Below are 8,363 nucleotides of genomic sequence, written 5' to 3' on the forward strand. Positions count from 1 at the left end.
TGGGACGCCAGTACAAGCGAGAGTGGAGCCGGCCCGAGGAGGGCGAGTGGCGCCAGCACGGCGGACACGGCGGACATGGCCGTGGCCGGGGACGACGCGGGGAGTGGGGCGGCTTCGGCGGCCCTGGTGGACCGGGAGGACCGCCGCCCTGGATGGCGGGGCTGTTCGGGATGGGTGGACGAGGTGACTCCGGACGCAGCCCGCGGGTCCGGCGCGGTGACGTCCGGTCAGCCATCCTCGACGTCCTCCGCACGGCCGCCGAGTCCGGCGAGCAGCTCAACGGCTACCAGGTCATCCAGCAGATCGGCGAGCGCAGCGGCGGGGCCTGGAAGCCCAGCCCCGGGTCGGTCTACCCGACGATCCAGCTGCTGCACGACGAGGGCCTGCTCGAGACCGACGACGAGATGGGCCGCAAGTCGCTCCGGCTCACCAGCCTGGGCGCGACCCACGTCACCGAGCACGCCGACGAGCTGGCCGCCGTGTGGCGGCCCTTCGACCGCACCGACCGCGCGACGGGCGAGTACGCCGACCTCAAGCCCGAGATCGGCCAGGTCATGGGCGCGGTGTGGCAGATCGTCACGCAGGGCTCGGAGAGCCAGCGCCAGGCCGCGGTCGACGTCCTCGTCGAGACCCGGCGCCGGCTCTACGGCATCCTCGCGGACGGGGACGACCCCGAGACCGGGGACGAGTCATGAGCGACGCCCGCATCGACTCCCTGCGGATCGGGGACGCCGAGCGCGAGCGCGCGGCGGCGGACCTGGGCGAGCACTTCGCCCAGGGCCGCCTGACCGCGGACGAGCACGCCGAGCGGCTCGAGCAGGTGTGGGTCGCCAAGACCCGGGCCGAGCTCGCGCCCCTCTTCAGGGACCTGCCGGGTGGGACGTACGGCGCGCGGCCGGCCGGACCGCCCCAGCGGCCGGCACCGTCCTGGCGCGGGCGCCGGTGGCTGCCGGTGCCGGCGTTCGCGGCCGTCCCCCTGCTCCTGGTGGCCGCGGTGCTCCTGCACGTGCCGTTCCTGCTGTTCGGCGTGCTGGCGCTGTGGTTCCTGTCCCGCGGGCCGTGGCGCCACACGCGCCACGGCCACTGGGGACACCGCGGCTGCCGCTAGCGAGCTCCGTAGAGCCTGACGCTGGTCTTGTCCTTGGTCTTGCGGCCGAGCTCGTCCGTCGCGGTGGCCACCAGCGTGACCTTGATGAACTTGCTGGACGACAGCGTGGCGAGCGCGTCCCGCAACGCCGTCGGCAGCTTGACCTTGAACCTCCCGAACGTGCCGGGCCGCACGGTCTTGGCGCCGCTCCTGAGCTTGATCTTCGCGCCGTCGACCTTGGTCTTCCCGGTCACCTTGACCTTGGCCTTGTTGTCGGTGGCGACGATGACGACGATCGAGCTGCCCTGCGGCGTGGCGAACGAGTCGATCACCACCACGGGGCACTCACCCTGGGCGGATGCCAGCTCGGGGCACTTGTCCTGGGTCACGTCGCCGAAGCCGTCCTTGTCGGCGTCCGGCTCGACCGTGGCGACCACAGGCAGGCTGTAGCCGGTCTCCGTCCCGAAGGGGGCCGTCGCCCCGGCGGGGACGTCGCCCGCCGCCACGCCGATGACGTCGGCCGACTCGGAGGTGTCGCAGTAGAGGGTGCCCGGCGGTGCCGTGCCGTAGAGGCCGAGCAGGTCACCGGCAGCGACCGGCAACCGGACGTCGAAGGTCGACGTCCCGCCGGTCACGGCCAGGAGGCCGCTCTCGGCCGTCACCGTGTACTGGCCGGGCGTGGAGGTCCCCCGGACGACCTTGACCTTGTGCGGAAGGTTGAGCGCGGCCTCGGCCGGCACCGTGAACCGCGCCTTGGTGATGACGCCCGCCGACGGAGCGGTCACGGGGACCAGGTTCGCCGGGCCACTCGCGGTCAGGACGATCGTGTACGCCTCGTCCGCGGTGGTCTGGGTCGCGGTGCAGGTGCTGCCGAACTCGCCGGCGGCGGCCGAGGCGGGGCTGGGCACGACGGCCGTGGCCACGCCGAGCAGCAGGGTGCTGGCGATGATGGTCAGTCTGCGCATGGGAGTGCTCCTCGGGGGCTGGCTGGCGGACCGCGGGCTGGCCGTCCTACCGGGTCCCGCGCAGCTTCACGGTCGACTTGTCCTTGGACGTGCGGCCGGCCGTGTCGGTCGCGCTCGCCGTGAACGTGACCTTGATGAACTTGCTCGAGGGGAGCTCGGCCAGGGCGGCCCTGAGGGCGGGTGGCACCGCGACCTTGAACCGGCCGAGCTTGCCGGGCTTGACCTGCTTCTTCTTCCCACCGAGCTTGACGACCTTGCCGTCCACCGTGGTCTTGCCGGTGACCTTGACCTTGGCGGACTCGCTGGTGCCGACCAGCACGAGGATCGACCCGTCCTGGGCCAAGGAGAAGGAGTCGAGCTTGACGATCGGGCAGGGACCTTGCGCCGCGGCGCTCTGCGGGCACTGGTCCTGCGTCTCGTCGCCGTAGCCGTCCTTGTCGGCGTCCGGCTCGAGCGTGACCACGACAGGGAGCGCGAGACCGGACTCGGGCGAGTAGGTGGCCGTGGACCCCACCGCGGGGTCTCCAGCGAGCACCGCACCGACGTTCGCCGTGTCACCGCTGTTGCAGTAGAGCACCCCACCGGAGGCGCCGCCCTGCAGCCCGATCAGGTCCCCGGCCGCGATCGGAACCCGCACGTCGAAGGTCTGGACCCCGGAGACCACCGGCAGCACACCGCTCTCGCCCACCACGGTGTACTGGTTGGGTGCACCCGCGGACCGGGCCACCTTGAGCTTCTGGGGGAACCCCGGCGAGTCACCCGTGGGCAGCGTGAAGCGCGCCTTGGTGAGGACGCCGGCCGACGGCGCGGTGATCGGCAGCGGGTTGTCCGCCCCCTTGCCGACCATCAGCACGGTGAAGCTCGCCCCAGCACCGCCGGCGGTGCAGCTGTTGCCCATCTCGACCGAGGCGGCGGATGCCGGGCTCGGGACGAGCATGGTGGCGCCGATGAGCAGGGCGCTCGCGGCGGTGATGAGTCTGCGCATGATCGTCCTTCTCGAGGTGCCGGGCTCGGTGTCCCGGCAGATTAGCCGGTGCGGATCCGCTGACACCATGGATCAGCCGGGCCATTCAGACCAGCAGCTCGTCGATCCACTCGAAGGTCAGTCCCGACAGCTCGCGCAGCGAACGGGACGAGTGGCCGGGGACCAGTCCCTCCAGCCGGTCGGCCACCTCCGGCGGCAGGTCGTCGCGCAGGTAGCGCAGCCCGTAGTCGTGCCGCTCCGGGCAGTGGCGGGCACGGAGCAGCCGGACCAGCAGGTGCAGCCCGTGCCGGACGTAGAGGTCGAGGCCCTCCGCCACGTGGCCGCGCGCCAGCGCCCGGTTGACGAGCCACTCCGAGACGGGCCGCTTCTGCCGGACCTGGTCCACCGCCTCGGCCAGACCGCGGGCGAGCTCCGCCGCGTCGTCGTCGCGCAGCACGAGGAGGCCGTCGGGGTCGTGCAGCACCAACGGACTCCCGTGGCGGCGTACGTCGAGGTACCGGTGCGACTCGGACAGGTCGGACATGACCAGGTCCACCAGCACCGTGGGCTCCGCGAGCAGACCGGGTCGCGGCTGCATGCAGACGAAGCCCTGCCGTCCGTCGGGCCGCCACTCGCGCGGGGTGTCCCACACCGACGCCGGCCTCAGGTCGGCCGTCAGGGCGACCAGCCAGCGCTCGTAGGCCGCCACCGCCGTCCCGGGGCGGCACAGGACGTCCACGTCGAGGTCGGACCAGTCGTCCCAGCCGCCGGTCACGGCCGACCCGCCCACCCAGGCGACCCGCACGTCGGGGTCGCTCTCGCAGCGTGCGGTCAGCCAGGCGAGCCAGTCGTCATACCTCGAGAGGTCGGCCACGCCGCCGAGTCTGCTACCTGCGGACCTCGTAGCGAAGATGCGTCACCCCGCGACCCTCGTGGACCACGGGGTCGGAGAGGTGGACGGGGCCCTCGGCGCCGGCGAACCAGGGGATTCCCGACCCGAGGACGACGGGCACGAGGCTGACGTCGATGACGTCGAGCAGGCCGGCATCCAGGGCCTGCCGAGCCAGCTGGCCGCCGGCGATCACGACATCGAGGTCCGCGGCGAGCTCACGCGCCTGCTCGATGGCGGGCTCGATCCCCGCCACGAACCGGTACGGCACCCCGTCCGGCTGGGTGTCCGGCGGCTCGTGGGTGACCACCACGATCGGGGCCTCGTTGCCGGGGTGGCCGTCCCAGCCGTGGGTGATGTCGTACAGCCGGCGCCCCATCACGTGGCAGCCGGTCCGCCCCACCGCCTCGCGGAACAGCGTCAGGCTCGGCTCGTCCATGTGGAACGTCGGCCAGCCGTCGGCGATGACGATGTCGGTCGACCCGTTCTCGTAGAACCCGAACAGGTCGTCGCAGCGGTCGTCCGGGTCGGCGATGAAGCCGTCCACCGACATGGCCATGTTGGCGATCACGCGTCCCATGTCACCTACCTCCCTCGTCGTCGTCCTCGTCGTCGGTCCTGGACGTGCTGACCGGACCCCCGCGCCGGAGTCATCGGTCCGGGGGGCCGGGCCCGCGCCCCGGTGGCCGCGCCCCGGTGGCCGCGGCGACGTACTCTCGGCGCGTGAGCGACGACCCGTCCGAGGCCCCCACCAACTTCGAGCTGGGCGCCGACCACCTCGAGCTCCGGTCCTGGGTGCACGACTTCGCCGCGGACGTCGTCCGACCGGCGGCCGCCGAGTGGGACGAGCGCGAGGAGTTCCCGTGGCCGGTCGTCGAGGAGGCCGCCAAGGTCGGCCTCTACTCGTTCGACTTCATCGCCACGCAGGCCTTCGACCCGACCGGCCTCGGGTTCCCGATCACCATGGAGGAGCTCTTCTGGGGTGACGCGGGCATCGGGCTGTCCATCGTCGGGACGTCGCTCGCCGCCGCCGGCATCCGGGCCAGCGGCACCGACGAGCAGGTCGGCGAGTGGGTCCCCCAGATGTATGGCACCCCGGGCGACCTCAAGCTCGGCGCCTTCTGCTCGTCGGAACCGGACGCCGGCAGCGACGTCGGCGCCATGCGGACCAGGGCGCGGTACGACGAGGCGACCGACGAGTGGGTGCTCACCGGCACCAAGACCTGGGCGACCAACGGCGGCATCGCCGACGTGCACGTCGTCACCGCCGTCGTCGACCCGGACCTGCGCACCCGGGGCCAGGCGTCGTTCGTGGTCCCGCCCGGGACCAAGGGGCTCAGCCAGGGCCAGAAGTTCCACAAGCACGGGATCCGGGCCTCGCACACCGCCGAGGTCGTGCTGGACGGCGTCCGGGTCCCGGGCCGTTGCCTGCTCGGCGGCAAGGAGAAGCTCGACGCGCGGCTCGCCCGGGCCCGCGAGGGCGCCAAGGCCGGGGAGGTCCGCGGCAACGCGTCGATGGCGACGTTCGAGCGGACCCGGCCGGCGGTCGGCGCCCAGGCGGTGGGGATCGCCCGTGCGGCGTACGAGGTGGCGCTGGACTACGCGAAGACCCGCGAGCAGTTCGGGAAGCCGATCATCGAGAACCAGGGCATCGCCTTCATGCTGGCGGACATGAAGGTCGGCATCGACGCCAGCCGGCTGCTGGTCTGGCGGGCCGCTCAGATGGCCACGCGGGGCCGGGCGTTCGAGGCCGCCGAGGGGTCCCAGTCGAAGCTGTTCGCCGGTGAGACGGCGGTCAAGGTCACCGGACAGGCGATGCAGATCCTCGGCGGCAACGGCTTCACCCGCGAGTACCCGGTCGAGCGGATGGCCCGCGACGCCAGGATCTACACGATCTTCGAGGGCACCTCGGAGATCCAGCGGCTGGTGATCGCCCGGGCGATCAGCGGGGCTCCCATCCGATGATGGTCCGATGATGGTCCGATGAGGTTCACCGAGCGGGAGCTGACCGCCGCCCTCGAGGGAGCGGCCAAGAGCGTGCTGGCGGCGCAGGACAAGGAGGTCCGCAAGGGCCGGCGCACCGCGGACGACGCGTGGGCGGCGCTCACCAAGTTCCAGCGCTACCAGATGCTCTCCGGCCTCGGCGACCAGCTGCTGGGCCCCCTCGTCGCGCTGCCCGACGTCGAGGTGGCGGTCGGCACCCGGCCGGCGTTCACCGACGCGCAGGTCCAGCAGGCCGTGCAGGAGCAGGCCGGCGAGGAGCTGCGCGGCATGAAGGGCAAGGTGCTGCTCAAGGCCCGCGTCGCCCTGGTGCAGCTGGCGCTGTCGCACGTCCCGCCGCGGGCCGACCCGGACGCGTTGGTCGTGCCGGACCACCTCTGACCGGCGTCTAGCGCCGGCGGGCCCAGTCCTCGATCGCCTCCGCCACCTCGGGCCAACAGGGCTCGAGCATCAGGTCGTGCGCGCCGTCGAACATGACCGCGGTGGTGCCGTACGCCGCCGCGGTCGCGTGCACCTCGCGCGGCGGGAAGATCGCGTCCAGCTCGCCGCCCAGCACGAGCACTGGCGCCGACACCCGCTTCGGCCTGGGCAGGTCGAGCAGGAGCATGTCGAGGAAGGCGAGGTAGGCCTCGTCCTGGAGTCGCGCGGTGTAGCCGAGGACGGTCACGTCGTCGAGCCGGTCGCTGAAGAACAGAGCCCGGGCGTCGCCGGGGTCGGCGACCAGGGGGTAGAGCGACCAGGTGGCGTTCATCCGCAGGAAGGTCAGCGGGCGGCGGCGCAGCACCTTGAGGGTGATGCCGATGACGCCGCGCGGCGGCCCGGACGCGACGAGCACTCCGGCAGGGGCCGGGTGCTTCTCGAGGTACTTCTGCACGACCATCCCGCCCATCGAGTGCCCGATGACGATCGGCGGGGTGTCGAACGTGGCGGCCACCTCGGCGACGTCCGCGACGTAGTGGCGCAGCCGCCGGGTCCGGAACCGGCCGCGGGCCGGCGACGAGCCGTGCCCGCGCAGGTCGAGCGCGGCCACCCGGAAACCCTGCTCGGCGAAGTGGTCGAGGAAGTGCTCCTCCCAGCACCACGCCCCGTGCCACGCGCCGTGCACGAAGAGCAGGGGGGTGGGGTGCGCGGTGCCGCTGGGCTCGCGGCGGACGACGTGGAGGTCTGCGGCAGGGGGCACGTGTGCCATCCTCGGGGCTGATGAGCCGGGTCCGACAGAGGTTCCGCGGCCGGATCGCCGGCGTGGGGTCGACGAGCGGCACCCGCGTCGTCGTCGGGCACTGGCACGACACCCCGCTGGGCGGGTTCAGCGACGCCATGGTCGAGACGGCGGGCGGCCACCGCGTGCTGCTCGCGCCGCACCAGGACGCGGCGGACTTCATCAGCGCCACCTACTCCTTCGACGAGACCCGGATCGAGCCGTTCGAGGTCGCCGTCGCTGGGTCCCGGTGGGAGGTGCGGTCGCCGTCGTTGCGCCTGGACCTGACGCTGGGTGGCCGGACCCCGCTGGGACTCGCTCTCCGTGCCGTCCCGGCCCGGGTCGCCGAGTCCCCCTCCTGGTGCACCCTGACCGACCCGGTGGCGCGCCTCGCGTTGCGCGGCGTCCGCACCCGTGGGACCGCCGGCAACGGCCGGCGCGAGTGGTACGGAGCCACCGACACCCACCGGATCGCAGGTCTGACCGGGTCGTTCGACCGCGCCCACCTCGGCCGGCTGGCCGACGTCGACCCGCCGTGCCGGTTCGGGTTCTCCTCGACCCCGAGACGCCCGTCGGTGACCACGGTCGTGACGACCGTGGAGATGCCTCAGGCCTGACGCAGCGCGGGGATCACGGTCTCGCAGATGAGTCGCAGGCTCTCCCAGGAGGGCTGGGTGGGCAGGCCGCCGCAGGCCGGGTGGCTGGTGACCAGCCGGATGTCGCCGGCCCGGCACCGGTCCACGAGCTCGTCGGCGGTGAGCACGACGTAGACCCCGGCCGCGCGCATCTCCTCGACCGACGACGAGTCGTCACGGACGTACGACGTCGTGTCCGCGGCGCGCCACGCCGCATAGCCCTGGGCGTCGGCCAGCAGGCAGTGCCCGTGCTCGGCCCAGAACCGGTCGGGGTCCTCGGCGCAGAAGACGTTGGCCGGCCCCGAGGGCGCGAGCAGCGTGTAGCCTGGCTCGCGCCCGAGCGCCCGGCACTCCTCCTCGTAGACCGCCTTGAGCTCCGGCCCGCCCACCTGCGGCTGGAAGTTGAGGCCGAGCCGGGCCGCCCGCTTGGCGGCCGCCACCGAGCCGCCGCCGTAGAACAGCATCGGGTGCGGCTGGGAGTAGGGGCCCGGCGTGACAGTCCCGTCCGCCCACGCCGCCAGCATCCGGTGGATCCGGGCCTCGATGTCCGCGCCCCGGGTCTCCCACGCCGCGCCGAACAGGTCGTACTCCTCGCGCCGGTAGCCCAGCCCCAGCGTGTAGTTG

General features: G+C 72.9%; 11 protein-coding genes. 5 read left to right on the forward strand and 6 right to left on the reverse strand.

Features of this window, described 5'->3' with window-relative positions:
• Both JHD21_RS18195 and JHD21_RS18200 read left to right on the forward strand, forming a co-directional pair.
• Nucleotides 1-695, forward strand: a 695-nt coding sequence (locus JHD21_RS18195; RefSeq protein ID WP_292678044.1) for a PadR family transcriptional regulator, incomplete at its 5' end; no start/stop codon positions are given.
• A complete protein-coding gene (locus JHD21_RS18200; protein ID WP_292678045.1) occupies nt 692-1,108 on the forward strand; it encodes a DUF1707 domain-containing protein in 417 nt (138 codons plus the stop codon). The genes JHD21_RS18195 and JHD21_RS18200, both read left to right, overlap by 4 nt.
• On the opposite strand, the gene JHD21_RS18205 is transcribed toward JHD21_RS18200, so the two are convergent.
• The 4 genes from JHD21_RS18205 to JHD21_RS18220 form a co-directional block, all read right to left on the reverse strand.
• Nucleotides 1,105-2,052, reverse strand: coding sequence for a hypothetical protein (locus tag JHD21_RS18205; RefSeq protein ID WP_292678047.1), 948 nt, complete (start codon nt 2,050-2,052; stop codon nt 1,105-1,107). The genes JHD21_RS18200 and JHD21_RS18205 overlap by 4 nt on opposite strands.
• Before the next feature lie 46 nt (nt 2,053-2,098).
• Nucleotides 2,099-3,037: a hypothetical protein gene (locus tag JHD21_RS18210; protein ID WP_292678049.1), complete on the reverse strand. Its 939-nt coding sequence runs from the start codon at nt 3,035-3,037 to the stop codon at nt 2,099-2,101.
• An 85-nt stretch (nt 3,038-3,122) separates the two neighbouring features.
• A complete protein-coding gene (locus tag JHD21_RS18215; RefSeq protein WP_292678051.1) occupies nt 3,123-3,890 on the reverse strand; it encodes a hypothetical protein in 768 nt (255 codons plus the stop codon).
• Nucleotides 3,891-3,903: 13 nt separating this feature from the next.
• Entirely contained in the window at nt 3,904-4,485 is a 582-nt protein-coding gene (locus JHD21_RS18220) for a dihydrofolate reductase family protein (RefSeq protein WP_292678053.1), read from the reverse strand.
• Between the two features lie 143 nt (nt 4,486-4,628).
• Between JHD21_RS18220 and JHD21_RS18225 the strand changes: the two genes are divergently transcribed.
• Both JHD21_RS18225 and JHD21_RS18230 read left to right on the forward strand, forming a co-directional pair.
• A complete protein-coding gene (locus JHD21_RS18225; RefSeq protein ID WP_292678055.1) occupies nt 4,629-5,870 on the forward strand; it encodes an acyl-CoA dehydrogenase family protein in 1,242 nt (413 codons plus the stop codon).
• Between the two features lie 18 nt (nt 5,871-5,888).
• Nucleotides 5,889-6,287, forward strand: coding sequence for a hypothetical protein (locus JHD21_RS18230; RefSeq protein ID WP_292678057.1), 399 nt, complete (start codon nt 5,889-5,891; stop codon nt 6,285-6,287).
• A gap of 7 nt (nt 6,288-6,294) precedes the next feature.
• Here JHD21_RS18230 and JHD21_RS18235 read toward each other — a convergent pair whose 3' ends face one another.
• Complete coding sequence (locus JHD21_RS18235; RefSeq protein ID WP_292678059.1) at nt 6,295-7,086, reverse strand: alpha/beta hydrolase; 792 nt, start codon at nt 7,084-7,086, stop codon at nt 6,295-6,297.
• Nucleotides 7,087-7,106: 20 nt separating this feature from the next.
• Here JHD21_RS18235 and JHD21_RS18240 point away from each other — a divergent pair, with 20 nt between their 5' ends.
• A complete protein-coding gene (locus JHD21_RS18240) occupies nt 7,107-7,721 on the forward strand; it encodes a hypothetical protein (RefSeq protein WP_292678061.1) in 615 nt (204 codons plus the stop codon).
• On the opposite strand, the gene JHD21_RS18245 is transcribed toward JHD21_RS18240, so the two are convergent.
• Nucleotides 7,712-8,363: LLM class flavin-dependent oxidoreductase (locus tag JHD21_RS18245; protein ID WP_292678063.1), on the reverse strand; the 652-nt coding region annotated here is incomplete at its 5' end. The genes JHD21_RS18240 and JHD21_RS18245 overlap by 10 nt on opposite strands.

The sequence above is a fragment of the Nocardioides sp. genome (assembly GCF_016462705.1).
Classification (GTDB): Bacteria; Actinomycetota; Actinomycetes; order Propionibacteriales; family Nocardioidaceae; genus Nocardioides.

What these genes read in the sequence shown, in the direction of transcription:
- JHD21_RS18200 (WP_292678045.1), top strand. Translation starts at nt 692, where the DNA reads ATGAGCGACGCCCGCATCGACTCCCTGCGGATCGGGGACGCCGAGCGC.
- JHD21_RS18205 (WP_292678047.1), bottom strand. Translation starts at nt 2,052, where the DNA reads ATGCGCAGACTGACCATCATCGCCAGCACCCTGCTGCTCGGCGTGGCC.
- JHD21_RS18210 (WP_292678049.1), bottom strand. Translation starts at nt 3,037, where the DNA reads ATGCGCAGACTCATCACCGCCGCGAGCGCCCTGCTCATCGGCGCCACC.
- JHD21_RS18220 (WP_292678053.1), bottom strand. Translation starts at nt 4,485, where the DNA reads ATGGGACGCGTGATCGCCAACATGGCCATGTCGGTGGACGGCTTCATC.
- JHD21_RS18230 (WP_292678057.1), top strand. Translation starts at nt 5,889, where the DNA reads ATGAGGTTCACCGAGCGGGAGCTGACCGCCGCCCTCGAGGGAGCGGCC.
- JHD21_RS18240 (WP_292678061.1), top strand. Translation starts at nt 7,107, where the DNA reads ATGAGCCGGGTCCGACAGAGGTTCCGCGGCCGGATCGCCGGCGTGGGG.